The 17,260-nt window shown below is 71.4% G+C and carries 14 protein-coding genes; 5 read left to right on the top strand and 9 right to left on the bottom strand.

Annotated features, from left to right (window positions below):
- Positions 1 to 23: 23 nt before the first annotated feature.
- Positions 24 to 536: a DUF3574 domain-containing protein gene (locus ACTMTU_RS17475; protein WP_441264390.1), complete on the top strand. Its 513-nt coding sequence runs from the start codon at positions 24 to 26 to the stop codon at positions 534 to 536.
- Between the two features lie 52 nt (positions 537 to 588).
- Here the strand turns inward: ACTMTU_RS17475 and ACTMTU_RS17470 are convergent, their stop codons facing one another.
- From ACTMTU_RS17470 to ACTMTU_RS17455, 4 genes are all read right to left on the bottom strand, one after another.
- Positions 589 to 1,875, bottom strand: coding sequence for an SWIM zinc finger family protein (locus ACTMTU_RS17470; protein WP_441264389.1), 1,287 nt, complete (start codon positions 1,873 to 1,875; stop codon positions 589 to 591).
- Positions 1,872 to 4,784 carry a DEAD/DEAH box helicase gene (locus tag ACTMTU_RS17465; RefSeq protein WP_441264388.1) on the bottom strand — a complete coding sequence of 971 codons (2,913 nt, stop codon included), beginning with the start codon at positions 4,782 to 4,784 and terminating at the stop codon, positions 1,872 to 1,874. The genes ACTMTU_RS17470 and ACTMTU_RS17465 overlap by 4 nt, the downstream gene beginning before the upstream one ends.
- Before the next feature lie 440 nt (positions 4,785 to 5,224).
- Positions 5,225 to 6,262 (bottom strand): slipin family protein, encoded by a 1,038-nt coding sequence (locus ACTMTU_RS17460; RefSeq protein ID WP_441264387.1) that lies wholly within the window; start codon positions 6,260 to 6,262, stop codon positions 5,225 to 5,227.
- Between the two features lie 191 nt (positions 6,263 to 6,453).
- On the bottom strand, positions 6,454 to 6,930 hold the full coding sequence (locus ACTMTU_RS17455; protein WP_441264386.1) for a DoxX family protein: 477 nt from the start codon (positions 6,928 to 6,930) through the stop codon (positions 6,454 to 6,456).
- 196 nt (positions 6,931 to 7,126) lie between these two features.
- On the opposite strand from ACTMTU_RS17455, the gene ACTMTU_RS17450 reads away from it, so the two are divergent.
- Positions 7,127 to 7,384, top strand: coding sequence for a DUF6343 family protein (locus ACTMTU_RS17450; RefSeq protein ID WP_441264385.1), 258 nt, complete (start codon positions 7,127 to 7,129; stop codon positions 7,382 to 7,384).
- A gap of 36 nt (positions 7,385 to 7,420) precedes the next feature.
- Here ACTMTU_RS17450 and ACTMTU_RS17445 read toward each other — a convergent pair whose 3' ends face one another.
- The 3 genes from ACTMTU_RS17445 to ACTMTU_RS17435 form a co-directional block, all read right to left on the bottom strand.
- A complete protein-coding gene (locus tag ACTMTU_RS17445) occupies positions 7,421 to 7,786 on the bottom strand; it encodes a tetratricopeptide repeat protein (protein WP_159693049.1) in 366 nt (121 codons plus the stop codon).
- A gap of 113 nt (positions 7,787 to 7,899) precedes the next feature.
- Positions 7,900 to 8,514: a dephospho-CoA kinase gene (gene coaE, locus ACTMTU_RS17440; protein WP_441264384.1), complete on the bottom strand. Its 615-nt coding sequence runs from the start codon at positions 8,512 to 8,514 to the stop codon at positions 7,900 to 7,902.
- Between the two features lie 104 nt (positions 8,515 to 8,618).
- A complete protein-coding gene (locus ACTMTU_RS17435) occupies positions 8,619 to 9,557 on the bottom strand; it encodes a PAC2 family protein (protein WP_441264383.1) in 939 nt (312 codons plus the stop codon).
- Positions 9,558 to 9,850: 293 nt separating this feature from the next.
- Here ACTMTU_RS17435 and ACTMTU_RS17430 point away from each other — a divergent pair, with 293 nt between their 5' ends.
- Positions 9,851 to 10,810 (top strand): right-handed parallel beta-helix repeat-containing protein, encoded by a 960-nt coding sequence (locus tag ACTMTU_RS17430; RefSeq protein WP_441264382.1) that lies wholly within the window; start codon positions 9,851 to 9,853, stop codon positions 10,808 to 10,810.
- 100 nt (positions 10,811 to 10,910) lie between these two features.
- On the opposite strand, the gene rpsA is transcribed toward ACTMTU_RS17430, so the two are convergent.
- Entirely contained in the window at positions 10,911 to 12,413 is a 1,503-nt protein-coding gene (gene rpsA / locus ACTMTU_RS17425) for a 30S ribosomal protein S1 (protein ID WP_005318902.1), read from the bottom strand.
- 363 nt (positions 12,414 to 12,776) lie between these two features.
- Here rpsA and ACTMTU_RS17420 point away from each other — a divergent pair, with 363 nt between their 5' ends.
- A complete protein-coding gene (locus tag ACTMTU_RS17420) occupies positions 12,777 to 13,580 on the top strand; it encodes a class I SAM-dependent methyltransferase (protein ID WP_441264381.1) in 804 nt (267 codons plus the stop codon).
- A gap of 215 nt (positions 13,581 to 13,795) precedes the next feature.
- Positions 13,796 to 16,282 (top strand): ATP-dependent helicase HrpB, encoded by a 2,487-nt coding sequence (gene hrpB / locus ACTMTU_RS17415; RefSeq protein WP_441264380.1) that lies wholly within the window; start codon positions 13,796 to 13,798, stop codon positions 16,280 to 16,282.
- Here the strand turns inward: hrpB and ACTMTU_RS17410 are convergent.
- Entirely contained in the window at positions 16,272 to 17,258 is a 987-nt protein-coding gene (locus tag ACTMTU_RS17410; RefSeq protein ID WP_441264379.1) for a DUF3068 domain-containing protein, read from the bottom strand. The genes hrpB and ACTMTU_RS17410 overlap by 11 nt on opposite strands.
- Positions 17,259 to 17,260 lie beyond the last annotated feature (2 nt).

The raw sequence follows: 17,260 nt of genomic DNA, 5'->3' as shown, positions 1-17,260 counted from the left end.
ACTCCACGAAAGGATTTCGAACCGTGCCGACCTTCGTGCAGCGCCAGGACCAGAGGCAGCATCAGAACCGGACCCGGCGCACGCTGCTCGCCGTCGTCGCCGCGGCGGTCGCCGCGCTGACCGTCGGCGCACCGGCCGCGCAGGCGACGCTGGACGACGGAGGGACCGCGAAGCCCCGTGCGACGGCAGCGGGGGCGGCGCATGGTGAGGCGTACCTCGAGTCCCGGCTGTTCTTCGGCACGGAACGGCCGGACGGCGGACCTGACGTGACGGACGCGCAGTTCATGACGTTCGTCGACCGCAGCGTCACGCCCCACTTCCCCGACGGTCTGACGATCCAGGAGGGCCGCGGCCAGTGGCGGGACTCCAACGGCGTCATCGAGCGGGAGCGCTCGTACGAACTCATCCTGCTGTATCCGGCGGCCGAGGCCCGTACCCGCGACCCACAGATCGAAAGGATCCGTGACGCGTATGTCGCCGCGTACGGCCAGGACTCGGTCGCCAGGCTCGACGAACCGACACTGGCCGACTTCTGACGCCGTCCTCGGGCGACCGTCCGCCACGCGTCACTCGGCGTCCGTTGCGCCGTCACCTGCCCAACAGCGCGGCGAGCGCTCCGACCGGGTCGGTGTCGGGGGTTCCGCGCGGCCACCAGTCCTCGCGATCGGGATCCGACTCGTACCCGTACCAGAGGCCGTCACGGCCGAGCCTCAGCTGGAGCGAGCGGGTGGAGAGCTGGTTGCGCCAGGGTCTGAAGCCGGGGAAGTCCGCGGCGGCCAGGGCGGGGCGCGCCCGGTCGAAGGGGCCGGCGGGCGGATCCCACGGCTCCTCCAGCACGGAGAGGGCCGCCGGACCGCCCTGACGCCACGCGGCAACGGCGCGTGCCAGGTCGGTGGGCGTGCGGTCGGCCGCGGCGGCGAGGTCGCGGTAGAGGGCGCGGGTGGAGGCGGTCAGTCCGGAGCCGGGATGGGCGGCTGCCAGCCGGACGGCGTCCTGCCACCTGGTGAGCGCCGCGACGGGGTCGCGGCCGGTGGTGAGGAGGGTGTGGGCGCGGGCGGCCGCCTCGCAGGCCAGCAGGTCCAGGGCGAGCGGATCGGGGGCGCCCGGCGCGTGCGGGTAGGCCGGAGGGCGGCCCGCACGCCGCGGTGCCGGGAAGGGCGGCGGCAGGGGCGGCCGTACCGTGCCGGGGGCGAGGGCCTCGCTCGCGGGCACGGTGGCCTGCGGGGCCGCGGCTGCGGCAGCGGTGTGCTCGGCCGCTGAACGGGCCGCGTTTCGGCGGGAGAGCGCCGCGAGGATCTCCCGTTCGCCCCGGCCGCGCATCAGGAACAGCACGAACGGGTCCTCGTCCAGCAGCCTCGCGGTCTGGTAGCAGAGCGCGGCGGCGTGCTTGCAGGGGTAGCCGTCGTCCGGGCAGGAGCAGTCGGGGATCAGGTCCCCGGGCGCCGGCAGCAGCTCGACGGCGGCCGCCAGCGTCTGGGGGACGTCCTTGTCGAGGAGCGCCGCCATGTGGTCGGGCCGTGCCGCCGCCGCGGCGAGGAAGTCGTCCCAGTCGTCGTCGGTGAGCGTACGCAGGCGGATCTCCGTGCGGTACGGCCGGGGCCGGCTGCCCTGGACGTACGCCATGACCTTTCCGGGCGTCACCGTGATCGCGGCGACGTGGCCCCGGGCGGCGTAGGCACGGCCACGGACCAGACGGGCGGGGTCGAGGGCGGTGTCCTCGAGCGCCTCCACCCAGGCGTTGCCCCACCATGTCGTGGCCGCCTCGTCGCCTGCGAGCGGTTCCATCGGGGGAAACGTCCGGCGCTGGTCGTCGTGGAGGCTTCCGGCCGGTGCTCCCGGCCGGGAGCGGGGGCCACCGTGCGCGCGGGGGGTCATGAGGGCCTCCGCAGGGAGACGAGGTCGGCCAGTTCACGGTCGGTGAGCTCGGTCAGCGCCGCCTCTCCGGATCCCAGCACCGCGTCCGCCAGGGCGCGCTTGGAGGCGAGCATCTCCGCGATGCGGTCCTCGACCGTGCCCTCGGTGACGAGCCGGTGGACCTGCACGGGCTGCGTCTGGCCGATGCGGTAGGCGCGGTCGGTCGCCTGCTCCTCGACGGCCGGGTTCCACCAGCGGTCGTAGTGGATCACATGACCGGCCCTCGTGAGGTTCAGCCCGGTGCCCGCCGCCTTGAGCGACAGGATGAACACCGGCACCTCGCCCGACTGGAAGCGGTCGACCATGCGCTCGCGCTCGGCGATCGGTGTCCCGCCGTGGAGCAGCTGGCTCGGGATCGCGCGGGAGGTGAGGTGCGCGGAGAGCAGACGGGCCATGGAGACGTACTGCGTGAAGACGAGCACGGAGCCGTCCTCGGACAGGATCGTCTCGAGCAGCTCGTCGAGCAGCGCCAGCTTTCCCGAGCGGCCGGCCAGCCGGACGGACGGGCCACCACCCCCGGACCGGCTGTCTCGCCCGCTCAGGGATTCGGCCCCGGTGCCCCGGCCCGCGCCGGACTCCTTGAGGAACTGGGCGGGGTGGTTGCAGATCTGCTTGAGGGCCGTGAGCAGCTTCATCACCAGGCCGCGGCGCGCGATGCCCTCCGCGGCCTCGATCGCCGCCATCGTCTCCCGCACCACGGCCTCGTACAGGGACGCCTGCTCACGGGTGAGCGGCACCGGATGGTCCGACTCCGTCTTCGGCGGCAGCTCGGGCACGATGCCCGGGTCGGACTTCTTGCGGCGCAGCAGGAACGGGCGGACGAGCCGGGCGAGCCGCTCCACGGCGTCGTCGTCCTCACCGTTCTCCACGAGGCGGGCGTGGCGGGAGCGGAAGGCCTTGAGCGGGCCTAGGAGCCCCGGGGTCGTCCAGTCCAGCAGCGCCCACAGCTCGGAGAGGTTGTTCTCCACAGGAGTGCCGGTGAGGGCCACGCGGGCGGAGGTGGGGATAGTGCGCAGTGCCTTGGCGGTCGCGGAGAACGGGTTCTTCACGTGCTGGGCCTCGTCGGCCACGACCATCCCCCAGCTCCCGGAGCCGAGTTGCTCCGCGCTGCTGCGCATCGTGCCGTACGTGGTCAGGACGAAGCCGCCGTCCGGCATGTCGAGGGTGCGGCCGGCGCCGTGGAACCGCCGTACGGGCACGTCAGGGGCGAAGCGGGCGATCTCCCGCTGCCAGTTGCCGAGCAGTGACGCCGGGCAGACGACGAGTGTCGGCGCGGTGTGTGCCCGGCGCAGATGCAGGGCGATCACGGTGACGGTCTTGCCGAGTCCCATGTCGTCGGCGAGGCAGCCGCCGAGGCCGAGCGAGGTCATGAGGTCCAGCCAGGCCAGGCCCCGTAGCTGATAGTCCCGCAAGGTCGCGCGCAGGCCATCGGGTGCTTCTACGGGGGCTGTCGCGGCGGTGAGGCGGTCGCGGAGGGCGGCCAGCGCGCCCGTGGGCACGGCCTCCACCGTCTCCCCGTCGACCTCCGCCGTACCGGTCAGAGCCACCCCCAGCGCGTCGACCGGCTCCAGCAGGCCGAGCTCCCTCTTGCGCGCCTTGCGCACGAGATCGGGGTCGACGACGACCCACCGATCGCGCAGCCGCACGATCGGGCGGTGCGACTCGGCGAGCGCGTCCATCTCGCCCTCCGTCAGCGGCTCTCCCTCGAGCGCCAGCTGCCAGTTGAAGGCGAGCAGTTGCTCGCTGTCGAAGAAGGGCGTGCCGTCGGTGGCGGAACCGGGCGCGGAGCGCACGACGGCAGCGGCCGTGAGCGTGCGCGCGAGCTCTTTCGGCCAGTGCACGGCCACTCCCGCCGCGTCCAGGCGGGCGGCGCCCGGTCCGAGCAGCTCATACAGCTCGTCCTCTGTCATCGGCAGCACGTCGGGCACGTCCCGCTCGAGCAGCCGGGCGAGCGGCTGCCAGGCACGGGCCGCGCGGCGCAGCGCCAGGACTGTGTCGATCCGGGCGCGCGGTCCGAAGTGCTCGTCGCCGGCCCCCGCCCAGAGCCTGGCCGCGTCCATGATGAGAGTGGGGTCGGCGAGGCTGTGCACCTGGACGACAGCCGCTGCCGCGTTGCGCTCGGCGCCGCCGTCCGGGGTGGTGTCGAAGAACTCGTAGGCGGACAGGTCCAGACGCAGGGAGACACGGACGCCCGCGTCCATGCCGGCCGCCGCCTCGGCGGCCCATTCGCGCGCCCCGGGCAGATGCTGCGGCGCAGCGGCCGCGAACGGCGCGCCCGCCGCGAACTCGGCGGCCGGCGTCCGCGGCAGGCTGTCGGCCACGGCATCGAACAAGGCACGCACCAGGGCCTCGGGCTCGGGCAGCCGCAGAGGCGGGGAGTCGTCGACGGGAACGGCGTGTGCCTCGTACGGCATGGCAGCGGCGATGGCTCGCAGCTGTGCGATGTCATCGGCGTCCAGCGGCCCGGCGCGCCAGGCGTCGTGGTCGGACGGTGTCAGTCCCGGCAGCAGCCTGCCGCGGGCGACGAGGTGCAGGGCATGCAGAACGGCCGCGCCCCAGCAGGCGGCGGCCGGGTGGGCTGCCGGGTCCCGCCGGGCGGCGATCAGAAGCGGGGCGGCGTCCGCGACGGTCATGACGACGGCGGGAACGGTGGCGCTGCGGACATCGGGGCCATCGGGCCCGTCAGGGCGGTCCGTGCCGTCCGGACGGACGACCGTGATCTCGTCGTCCGCTCCGGGGAGGGCACGACCGTCCGGGTCCCAGAAGGCGACGCGGCCGTCGCGGGGCAGCGCGGCAGGAAGGAAGACGGCGGCGACGGCCCGGAGGGGTGCCGTGCCCGTCCCCGTCACCGCCTTAGTGCCTGAGCCCATGACCGGGATCACCGCGTCCCTCCTCTCCCGTGAGTGCCGACTGCCGACTTCGCATGAACGACCTTACGGGCGGGGTCTGACACTGGAGGCGACGCGGTCGTGTGACCTGGCCTTTCTGTCCTCGGCGGCCCCGGCCCCGGGGCAGCCGCGGGATCCGTCCGCGCCGAGGCGGACTGCGTTGTGCTCCGGCACGAGCACCGACCTGGCTCCGACGCCGACGCGCCGCCATGTAGAGCCGCGTCCGTCTCCGGCACGTCAGCACGTGACCGGACCCCGCCGCCGACCCGCCACGAGGCGCCGCGAGTGCGGAGCTGCCGCCGCGGACGCGACGCGAGGCGGCCTCGGACCGTCACCTCTGATCAGGCGGGAGAAGCACGGCGCCGAGGAGCCGTCGCACGACGGTGCGCCGGCCGGTGCGGGGTCAGCCGACCGCGCACCGGTCACGGCACCATGGGCGGCACGTCGCCGACCCGCGAGGAATCGGTCCGTGAAGCGTCCTGCGCGGCGTCCTCGCCGCCTCCCGTCACCATCGGCGGCACTTCGTCGGCCGGCAGCGCACCGGGCGCTGCGGTGTCCTCACCGATTCCCGCCGCCGTGGGCAGAACGGCTTCGGCAGCCGCGGCCTCCACCTCGGGCGAGGTCACAGGGCCCGCGCCGTCCACCTCGCCCTGCCGCCTGTGCGGCGCCTGTCGACCTGCATCGCCCGGTTCGCCCGGCTGCGGCGCGGCCCGCTCCAGGAAGCGCAGCAGCTCCACGGGGAACGGCAGCACCAGCGTGGAGTTCTTCTCAGCCGCCACTGCCACCACGGTCTGCAGCAGTCGCAGCTGGAGCGCCGCGGGCTGCTTGGACATTTCGCCCGCCGCCTGCGCGAGCTTCTTGGACGCCTGGAGTTCGGCGTCCGCGTTGATGACGCGGGCCCTCCGCTCGCGATCCGCCTCCGCCTGGCGTGCCATCGAGCGCTTCATGGTCTCCGGCAGCGACACGTCCTTGATCTCGACGCGGTCGATCTGGACGCCCCAGCCGACCGCCGGACTGTCGATCATCAGCTCGAGGCCCTGATTGAGCTTTTCGCGGTTGGAGAGCAGGTCGTCCAGGTCGCTCTTGCCGATGATGGAACGCAGCGAGGTCTGTGCCATCTGAGAGACGGCGAAGCGGTAGTCCTCGACCTCGATGACCGCGTTGGCCGCGTCGATCACGCGGAAGTACACGACCGCGTCGACGCGCACCGTGACGTTGTCCCGGGTGATGCCTTCCTGGGCCGGTACGGGCATGGTCACTATCTGCATGTTGACCTTGCGGATCCGGTCGACGGCCGGAACGATCATCGTGAATCCCGGGCGTCGCACCTCGCCGTGCAGACGCCCCAGACGGAAGACCACACCACGCTCGTACTGTTTGACGATGCGCGCTGCGGCCATCGCATAAGCCACGAGCCCCGTCGCCACTGCCACGCCGGCCACCGCCAGCTCCTCGATCATCGGGGCACCCCCTCGTCGTCCGGGGCGGTCATCGAATACCGGGGTCATCAAATACCACAGTATGACCGTTATGCCCAGTCGGGCGATATCCACCCCTCACGCACATGGGGTCGCCGCCACAACGCCGGACGCGGCCACATCCGGCGCCCCCTGCGGGGCCGGATGTGGCCGCGTCCGGCCGGGAGTCGCCCTCAGAAGCGATCACGTACAAAGGCCACGAGTTCGGCGTTGTGGCGGCGGCGGACCACCGCGACGACGGCGAGGAGTGCGAAGAAGATGACCGGAGTCAAGGCGTTCTCCCCGTCGAACACGGTCACCTGAGTCACGAAGGCGCCGATCATCAGCCCCATGAGGGCAAGGGCCGAGACCCCCGAAAGGATCGGGATCACCAGGGCCACCGCGCCGGCCAGTTCCAGACCGCCCACCAGGTACATGTACCAGTCGCCGTAGCCGATTCTGTCGAATCCCTCCGTCGCGGACGAGTGGGCCACGAGTTTGGGACCGGCGCTCGCGACGGCGAAGAACAGCGCGAGCACGATCTGCAGCGTGCGTACGGCGAGATGGGTGCGCCTGCTCGGCCCTGCGACTGCCACCGTGCCGCCGGAAGCGACGGAAGCAGCAGAAGCGGACGCGAGGGAGGTGGGCGTGGCGGAGGTACCGGCGGACATGTCTGTCTCCTCGTGCGAGCGGTGATGGGGTGCGTCGGCGCTTCGGTCTCCGTAGCGCTTTCACACAGTCAGACCGCCGCGGGCACGAAAAGTCATCGCCGCTGACGGAGGAGAGCGGGTGTCGGGAGGAGAGCGGGTGTCCGCGAGGAACGGGCAGGCATGACAGGTGCATCCTGGAGAGGGAGATGTGATGCCGATGCGTACTGGGAGTGAACCCGTCACCGCGCGCAGTCCTTTGCGCATGCGTTTCTGGCTCGGCGTCTGGGGTCTCATCTGGACGGCCGGCGGCACGATCGCCTTCGCGATGGTGGGCCGGACGGGCTGGGCCGTCGCGTGCGGGGTGCTCTTGGTCGTCGTGGCCGTCGACCTGTTCCTGGTCGTGCGGCACATCCGGCAGGGCCCTCACTACCAGCCGGGCCGTGACGTCCCACCGTACGATCCCGACCGCGGCTGAGCGGCCGGGATCCTCACCCGTCCCGTTCCGCGGATGTCACTCGGTGTCGAAGCGGGCGGCCTTGAGATACTCCGGATTGGGGTCCAAGGCCGCCGCCAGCCGGAAGTGCCGCTTGGCCTGCTCGGGCTTGCCCGCCCGCTCGAAGGTCCGCGCGAGGGCGAAGTGGGCGAACGCGTTGTCCGGCTCACGCTCCAGGACGAGCTCGAATTCGAGCTCCGCCGGACGCAATTGGGCCGACAGGAAAAAGGCTCGTGCGCGCAGGAGACGAGCCGCCGTGTTCTCGGGGTGGGCCGCGATCACCGAGTCGAGCAGCTTGACGGCCCCACGCGGGTCCCGAGCGGCCAGCAGCTGCTCGGCAGCGCGAAAGTCGATGACGTGCGTTTCCGGATTGCTGTTCGACACGCTCGCATCCTTCCCTGACTGATCCCTTCCAACACAGGGTGGTTCGGCGCTATTCCGGGCGGCCGGCGCGTCGCGCGACGGTCGGCGCCCGGTCCGGAGCCGCGCGACAGCGGTCAGTGCTGCGCCTGGCCCGAAGCTGCGCGGCGCGTCAGCTCCTGCCACACCTCGCGTACCTGGGGCTCCAGCGTCTCCAGCGGCCCGTCGTTGTCGATGACAAGATCGGCGATGGCCAGCCGGTCCTCACGCGTGGCCTGTGCCGCCATCCTCGAGCGCGCCTCGCTCTCCGTCATACCGCGCAGCCGTACGAGCCGGTCCAGCTGGGTCTTCTGCGACGCGTCCACCACGACGACCAGGTCGTACAGGGACTGGAGCTTGTTCTCCGTGAGCAGTGGCACGTCGTGGACGACCACGTCGTCCGGGCCGGCGGCCTGCTCGAGTTCACGGGAGCGGACGCCGACCAAGGGGTGCACGATGCCGTTCAGGGTGGCGAGGCGCTCCGGGTCGGCGAAGACGATCGAGCCGAGCTTCGGACGGTCCAGGCTGCCGTCGGCGGCCAGCACCTCCGGGCCGAAGGCGTCCACGACGGCGGCGAGCCCGGGAGCGCCGGGCTGGACGACCTCGCGGGCGATCTTGTCGGCATCGACCACGACCGCCCCGTACGAGGCCAGCAGCCGGGACACTTCGCTCTTGCCGGCGCCGATGCCGCCGGTCAGACCCACTGTCAGCATGGGCCGCAGCCTACGCGAGCGTCTCGTCGCGGCTCCGGCCAGGCCGCACCGCCGGGCCCCCCGGGAGGCCTCCTCGACATCAGCGGCCGTCCGGAACGGATTGGTCAGGCGTCGCCCTCACGCTCCGCGAGGAAACGTTCGAACTCCCGGCCGATCTCGTCCGCCGACGGCAGGTCCACGGCCTCCGCGACGAGGCTGCCGCGGGTCTCGGCGCCCGCCATCGCGTCGTACTGGTGCTCAAGTCCCTGCACGAGGGCGACGAGCTCTTCGTCGCCTTCCCCGATCTGCCGCTCGATCTCGGTCTGGGTGCGGTGCGCCTCGGTCCGCAGCGCGTGCGCGATTCCGGGCAGCACCAGCCCTGTGGCGGCCGTGATGGCCTCCAGCACGGTCAGTGCCGCGTCCGGGTACGAGGAGCGGGCCACGTAGTGCGGCACATGGGCGGCCACGCCGAGTACGTCGTGACCTGCCTGCATGAGGCGGTACTCGACAAGCGCCTCGGCGCTGCCGGGTACCTGCGCCTCGTCGAAGGGGCTGCGGTGGCCGGGCATGAGGTCGGTGCGGTTGCCGTGAGGAGTGATGCCCACGGGACGGGTGTGCGGGACACCCATGGGAATGCCGTGGAAGTTGACCGCGAGACGCACCCCGAGCCGCTCGACGATCTGGCCGACCGCGGCCGCGAAGCGCTCCCACTCGACGTCCGGCTCAGGGCCGGAGAGCAGCAGGAACGGCGCGCCGGTGGCGTCCTGGACGAGCCTGAGCTCGAGGGAAGGGGTGTCGTAGCCGGACCAGCGGTCGCGGCGGAAGGTCAGCAGCGGGCGCCGGGCCCGGTAGTCCACGAGCCTGTCGTGGTCGAACCGCGCCACCACCTGGTGAGGAAGCGTCTCCAGCAGGTTGTCGACGATCTGCTCGCCGGTCTCTCCCGCGTCCATGTAGCCGTCGAAGTGGTACAGCATGACCAGGCCTGCGGACTCCTGCGCGAGCGCCATGTCGACGACCGCGAGACCCTTCGGCTCCCACTCGTACAAACCCTGTGGATCAAGCACGATTACCGCTCCTCCTCGTGTTCGAAGACAAGAACGCGCGCCGGTACATCTGCATTCCCGGTCCCCTCCCGTCATGTCGCCTTCCCGTGGCGGGCGGTCCCGAACGTCCCACCGCCGTCGGGCAGTTCGGACGCGCACCCCCCAGGAGCCGGGTTTGGTACGGACCTTGACACCCCATTTCCCCGTCCCTACCGTCACGGGTCAACGCGCGCGTTCAGAAACCCACCCGATGTTCACGTACGAGAACCGTACGAAGACTGTCCCCACCTCGGACCGACGGGAAGGCACCCCCCATGCGCACCAGAAGACTGCTCCCCTCCTTGCTCGCCTCCCTGCTCGCGGCCGGCGGGCTGTCCCTGCTGGCCACCCCGGCCGATGCCGCGTCGGTCATCGACGTGGACACCGCCACCGAGCTGAAGGCCGCCCTCACGGCGGCCCGCCCCGGCGACACGATCCAGATCGCCGACGGCACGTACACCGGCAACTTCAAGACCACCGTGGACGGCACGTCGAGCTCCCGCATCACGCTGACAGGCTCGTCTCGAGCCGTGCTCAAGGCGGGCGGCGGCTACGGACTCCACCTCAACGGCGCCTCCTACTGGACCGTCAAGGGCATCACGGTCACCGGCGGGCAGAAGGGGATCATGACGGACACCGCCGACGGTGTCGTCATCGACTCGGTCACCGTCCACGGCCTCGACATGGAAGGCGTCCACTTCCGCAACTCCAGCCGCAACGGCGTCATCAAGAACTCGCGCATCTACGACACCGGGAACGACGGCAGAGGCATGGGCGAGGGCGTGTACGTCGGCTCGGCCGGCGGCACCTCCGACCGGAGCGACAACGCGCAGATCCTGAACAACACCATCGGCCCGGACGTCGGCGGCGAAGCCGTCGACATCAAGGAGGGCACGACCGGCGCGAAGATCGTCGGAAACACCTTCGACGGGCACGGCCTGACCGGCGCGAACTACGACGACTCGTGGATCGACGTGAAGGGCAACAACGTCCTCGTGGAGAACAACACCGGCAGGAGCACGACGAACAACGGCTACGAGACCCACACCCAGCAGAGCGGCTGGGGCTGCGGCACCGTCTTCCGCGGCAACAACTCCGATCTGCGCGGCGCGACCGGCTCCAAGCAGCTCGCCATCAATGTCACCAACCACAGTTCGAGCTGCCGCACGACCGTCTACGCGAGCAACACCGTGACCGGAGGCAAGGGCCTGACCAACATCGCGGTCACACCGTAGCCGTCATGACACACACCGCTGTCCGACCGGACAGCGGTAAGGCCCGCTCCCCCGGGGGGAGCGGGCCTTACATCAGCTGGTCAGCTGTCGGGGCAGAGCGTCAGCTCTGGCCGCCGGCCAGCTTCTCGCGCAGGGCGGCAAGCGCCTCGTCCGACGCCAGGGCGCCGGAGTTGTCGTCCGACTCCGAGGAGTACGAACCGCCGGAGGCACCCGCGGGGGCACCGGCCGGGGCAGCGGTGCCACCCTCGGCAGCGGCGGCCTCGTCGGCCTCGCGGGACTTGATGACCTGGGCCTGGTGCTGCTCGAAGCGCTGCTGCGCCTCGGCGTACTGCGTCTCCCACGCCTCGCGCTGGGACTCGAAGCCCGGCAGCCAGTCGTTGGTCTCCGGGTCGAAGCCCTCGGGGTAGATGTAGTTGCCCTGGTCGTCGTACGACGCGGCCATGCCGTACAGGGTCGGGTCGAACTCGACCGAGGCCGGGTCGGCACCGAAGGACTCGTTGGCCTGCTTCAGCGAGAGGCTGATGCGGCGGCGCTCGAGGTCGATGTCGATGACCTTGACGAAGATCTCGTCGTTGACCTGGACGACCTGCTCCGGGATCTCCACGTGGCGCTCGGCCAGCTCGGAGATGTGGACCAGACCCTCGATGCCCTCGTCGACGCGGACGAACGCACCGAACGGAACGAGCTTGGTGACCTTACCCGGGACGACCTGACCGATCTGGTGGGTCCGGGCGAACTGCTGCCACGGGTCCTCCTGCGTCGCCTTCAGCGACAGGGAGACACGCTCGCGGTCCATGTCCACGTCGAGAACCTCGACGGTGACTTCCTGGCCGACCTCGACAACCTCGGACGGGTGGTCGATGTGCTTCCAGGACAGCTCGGAGACGTGGACGAGACCGTCGACGCCACCCAGGTCCACGAACGCACCGAAGTTGACGATCGAGGAGACGACGCCGGAGCGGACCTGGCCCTTCTGCAGGGTGGTGAGGAACGTCTGGCGCACCTCGGACTGGGTCTGCTCGAGCCAGGCGCGGCGGGACAGGACCACGTTGTTGCGGTTCTTGTCCAGCTCGATGATCTTCGCCTCGAGCTCCTTGCCCACGTAGGGCTGGAGGTCGCGGACACGGCGCATCTCGACGAGGGAGGCCGGCAGGAAGCCACGGAGGCCGATGTCGAGGATGAGACCACCCTTGACAACCTCGATGACGGTGCCGGTGACGATGCCGTCCTCTTCCTTGATCTTCTCGATGGTGCCCCAGGCGCGCTCGTACTGGGCGCGCTTCTTCGAGAGGATCAGGCGGCCTTCCTTGTCCTCCTTCTGAAGGACAAGGGCCTCGATCTCGTCGCCGACCTTGACGACCTCGTTCGGGTCGACGTCGTGCTTGATCGAGAGCTCGCGGCTCGGGATGACACCTTCGGTCTTGTAACCGATGTCGAGCAGGACCTCGTCCCGGTCGACCTTCACGATGACGCCGTCGACGATGTCGCCGTCGTTGAAGTACTTGATCGTCTCGTCGATCGCGGCGAGGAAGGCTTCCTCGTTACCGATGTCGTTGACCGCAACCTGCGGGGTGGTGGCGGTGGTCTCGGTGCTGCTCGTCATGTGGGAAAGGGCTCCGGTACGGACATTGAAGTCGTAGGTACTGCTACGCCGAGAGCCGGTGTCGCAGCTGCATAACCGGACAGCCTTCGAAGCGACAGCCGAGCGATCCGAGGATCTCTGGAGGCGCCCCGTGAACCGAGGGATACATACAGATGCGAGCGCGGCCTGCTCGGTCTGAGGCGCGCAGGCTCGCAGCGCAACTTGTAGCATACGGGGGCAGCCGGACACGGTCAATGCGCGAAGGCGCACACCCGGGGTGGAAGACCACAATTCCGGCACAACTCTTGTTCGCCGAGGCCACGATGGCGTCTTTCGAAGCCCGGTTCTCGGCGCGCTGGAACGCAAACTACAACGACGGTGACGATGAGCCAAGATTTTGAACCGGAAGCGACCCGCCGTAGCACCGGGGATGCGGAGAGCAGCCGGGCGAGCCGCGGCTGGTGGGACCGGAACGCCGACGAGTACCAGAACGAACACGGCGCGTTCCTGGGCGACGACCGGTTCGTATGGGGACCCGAAGGGCTCGACGAGGCGGATGCGGCGCTTCTCGGCCCTGCCGGCTCGCTGAAAGGACTGGACGTCCTGGAGATCGGCGCCGGCGCCGCCCAGTGCTCACGCTGGCTCGCCGCGCAGGGCGCCCGGCCGGTGGCGCTCGACCTCTCCCACCGCCAGTTGCAGCACGCCCTGCGCATCGGCGGAGACGTCGCGCTCGTCGAGGCGGACGCGGGCGTGCTGCCGTTCCGGGACGGCTCCTTCGACCTGGCTTGCTCGGCCTACGGGGCGGTTCCGTTCGTCGCCGACCCGGTGCGGGTGTTCCAGGAGGTCAGACGGGTGCTGCGGCCCGGCGGGCGCTGGGTCTTCTCCGTCACCCACCCGATTCGCTGGGCGTTCCCGGACGAGCCGGGGCCCGAGGGCCTGTCGGTGGCCGCGTCGTACTTCGACCGCACCCCTTACGTGGAGCAGGACGAGGAGGGCCGCGCGGTCTACGTGGAGCACCACAGGACGCTCGGCGACCGGGTGCGGGACGTCGTGGCCGGCGGCTTCCGGCTGGTCGACCTGGTCGAGCCCGAGTGGCCCGCCTGGAACAGCCAGGAATGGGGCGGCTGGTCCCCGCTGCGCGGCAATCTGATCCCGGGGACGGCGATCTTCGTCTGCGAGCGGGACTGACCGGACGGCAGACGCGATCGCGGCACCGGCGGACCCCCGCGAGGCAGCCTCGCGGCGGGCGTCGTCGATCCACTCGAGGATCGTCTCCGGAGGACTGTGACGCGCGGCAGGCCGCGCGTCACGGAACGACCACGCGATGCCGGGATGTCATACAAGCCCACCGGTCCTGTGGACAGTCGCGTCCGCGGTTCGCCGGGACGTACGAGACTGAGCCCGTGATCCGAAACGACGCAATCGACCGCCTTCCCGTCCGCCATGCCGTCGACGAGCTGCTCGGCGCGCTCGACGAGCACGGCACGGCCGTGCTGTGCGCTCCGCCGGGCACGGGCAAGACCACGCTGGTGCCGCTGGTCCTCGCCGAGACCGGCGCCAGGGTCGTGGTCGCGGAGCCACGACGGATAGCGGCGCGCGCGGCGGCGCGGCGGATGGCCTGGCTCCTCGGCGAGAAGGTGGGCGGCCGGGTGGGCTTCACCGTCCGCGGCGAGCGCGTGGTCGGTCCGGAGACCGTCGTGGAGGTGGTCACCACCGGCGTGCTGCTGCAACGGCTGCAGCGCGACCAGGAGCTGGCCGGGGTGGATGCGGTGATGCTCGACGAGTGCCATGAGCGCCATCTCGACGCCGACACCGTCGCCGCCTTCCTGCTGGATGTCCGCGGCACCCTGCGCCCGGAGCTGCGGCTCCTGGCGGCCTCCGCGACGACGGACGCGGGAGGGTGGGCGCGGCTCCTGGGTGACGCGCCGGTGGTGCGGGCCGAGGGCGTCGCGCACCCGGTCGAGGTCGTCTGGGCCCCTCCGGCCCGCCCGGTCCGTCCGCCGCACGGGATGCGGGTCGATCCCGCGCTGCTGACGCACGTGGCGTCGGTGGTGCGCAGGGCCCTTGATGAACGTGAGGGGGACGTACTCTGCTTCCTGCCGGGCGTGGGTGAGATCGGCCGGGTGGCCGGGCAGCTCGCCGGGGTGGACGCGGAAGTCCTTCAGGTGCACGGCCGGGCGCCGACGGCCGTCCAGGACGCGGTGCTCTCCGGGGGCGACACCCGCCGGGTGATCCTCGCGACGTCGGTCGCCGAATCGTCGCTGACCGTGCCCGGAGTGCGCGTCGTCGTGGACTCCGGGCTGGCACGTGAGCCGCGCACCGACCACGCGCGGGGCCTGAGTGCTCTCACGACCGTCCGGGCTTCGCAGGCCTCCGGCCGCCAGCGCGCGGGCAGGGCCGGCCGCGAGGGGCCCGGCACGGTGTACCGCTGCTGGACGGAGGCCGAGGACACCCGGCTCCCGCGTTTCCCCGCCCCGGAGATCAAGGTCGCGGATCTCACGGCGTTCGCGCTGCACGTGGCGTGCTGGGGCGACCCGGCAGCCGCCGGCCTGGCACTGCTGGACGCTCCCCCGCCGGGCGCGATGGCCGCCGCAGGCTCCGTGCTGGCCGCGATCGGCGCGGTCGACGCCTCCGGCAGGGCCACCGGCCGTGGCACCCGGATGTCGCGACTGGGCGTGCATCCGCGGCTGGCCCGGGCTCTGCTCGACGGCTCCGCGCAGGTGGGCGCCCGGCGCGCGGCCGAGGTCGTGGCGCTGCTGAGCGACGAACCACCGCGTGAGTACGGGGACGACCTGGCGGGCGCCTGGCGCGCGGCCCGGCGCGGCAATGACGCGTACGGGGCGCGGTGGCGTGCGGAGACCCGTCGGCTGGAGTCGTCCCTCGGCGGCGCCACGAGGCACCCGGCAGGGCCGTCAGGCGACGACGCCGTCGCTGGGCTCGTCGCCGCGCTCGCGTTCCCGGAGCGCGTGGCGCGGGGGCGCGGCGACGGGGCGTATCTGATGGCCTCCGGCACCGGAGGCCTGCTCGACGCGGGGTCGGCGCTGCGCGACGCGCCCTGGCTGGCGGTCGCCGTCGCCGACCGCCCCGCCACCGCCGTTTCCGCGCGGGTCAGGCTCGCCGCCGTGCTCGACGAGGACGGCGCCCGCCACGCCGCCTCGCATCTTCTGTCCCGTAGCGAGGACGTCCACTGGGAGGACGGCGACGTCGTGGCCCGGCGCGTGGAGCGGCTGGGCGCGGTCGAACTGTCCGTCCGTCCCTTGAGCAACCCGGACCCGGGGCTGGTACGGCAGGCGCTGCTGGAGGGCCTGCGCCGGGAAGGGCTCGGACTGCTGCACTGGACGCGCGAGACGCACGGGCTGCGTGAGCGGCTCGCCTTCCTGCACAGGGTGCTGGGGCCACCGTGGCCGGACGTGTCGGACGCCGAGCTGCTCGAGCGGGCCGACGAGTGGCTGGAGCCGGAGCTGTCCCGTGCCCGGCGGCGGGCGGACCTCGGCCGCATCCAGGCCGGTCAGGCCTTGCAGCGGCTGCTGCCGTGGGCGACCGGCGACGCGGCCAGGCTGGACGAGCTCGCGCCGGAGCGGATCGAGGTGCCGAGCGGGTCCCGGATACGGGTCGAGTACGGCGGGGAGCAGCCGGTGCTCGCGGTGAAGCTCCAGGAACTGTTCGGGCTGCGCGAGACGCCCGAGGTCGCCGGCGTACCCGTGGTGGTGCATCTCCTCTCCCCCGCCGGCCGTCCTGCGGCGGTCACCGCGGATCTGGGTTCGTTCTGGCGTGAGGGCTACCGGGCGGTGCGGGCGGAGCTGCGCGGCCGGTATCCGAAGCACCCCTGGCCCGAGGACCCGGCGACGGCGGAACCGACACGGCACACGAAGGCGCGGCTCAGACCCTGAGCGGCTCCGGCGCGGGCGCGACGCCCGCGGGGTCAGGGCGGCGGCGTGCCTCCAGCCACAGGGCGAGCGCCGACAGTCCGGCGCCGGCGACGAGGAACCCCCACGGAAGGTAGAAGGTCATGAGCAGGACCGTACGGCGCTGGGAGGTGACCAGTTCGACCGTGGAGTCAACGTAGTCGGGGCGCATCTTCACATGCCCGGCGAAGGCGGTGACCTTGTCGCGCCCACCGAGCAGGGAGCCGCCGCGCAGTTCTTCCAGGTGGATCTCCTCTCCGTTGACGGGCGCTCCGGTGACGGGCTCCACCCAGAACATGCGCTTGGTGGTGTACCAGCGGGTGGTGCCGGTCTGCTTCTCGAGCGTGGTCGCGTCGATTCCAGGGATCGGCATCCTCTTCGGGTAGGGCACCTTCGTCCAGGGGATGGTCTGCTCGAAGTAGTACACCTCCAGACCGCGGAACTCCCGGGTGCCCTTGTAGTGGATGGGCGCGGACGTCCGGGCCTGGGCGTCGAAGTACACGTAGTCCCGTTTCTCGGTGAGGAACGGCCACTTGAACTCGATGCCCTCGCGCCGCACCGGGTCGCCGTCGACGGACTCGCCGGTGGCGTGCACCGGCTCCTGGGTGTGCGCGTCGAAGATGTAGCGCTCGGGGATCTGCGACACCATCGCGCCGTCGGGCCCCTGGATGTAGGAGAGGGAGTCCCAGACGACGATGTCGCGGCCGGCGGTGCGTTCGATCCGCTCGGACTCCTCCACGTTGCCCTTGAGGGTCTGCACGATGGTGACCTTCTCGACCTTCTTCGCCTCGAGGGTGCCGTAGTCGAGGAGCGTCGCGGGCTTCGCCTCGAGCACCATCTCCTGGTACTGGCCGGCGGGGATCTTGGCGAGCCGTGGGAAGGCGTACCAGCGCAGCAGCGGCGACAGGGCGGCGAGGAAGACGGCGAGGGCGACAAGGACGAGGCCTGCTCTGCTGCGCATGG

Source organism: Streptomyces sp. OZ13 (genome assembly GCF_052068155.1).
Taxonomy (GTDB): Bacteria; Actinomycetota; Actinomycetes; order Streptomycetales; family Streptomycetaceae; genus Streptomyces.
This window is presented reverse-complemented; position numbering and strand designations above follow the sequence as displayed.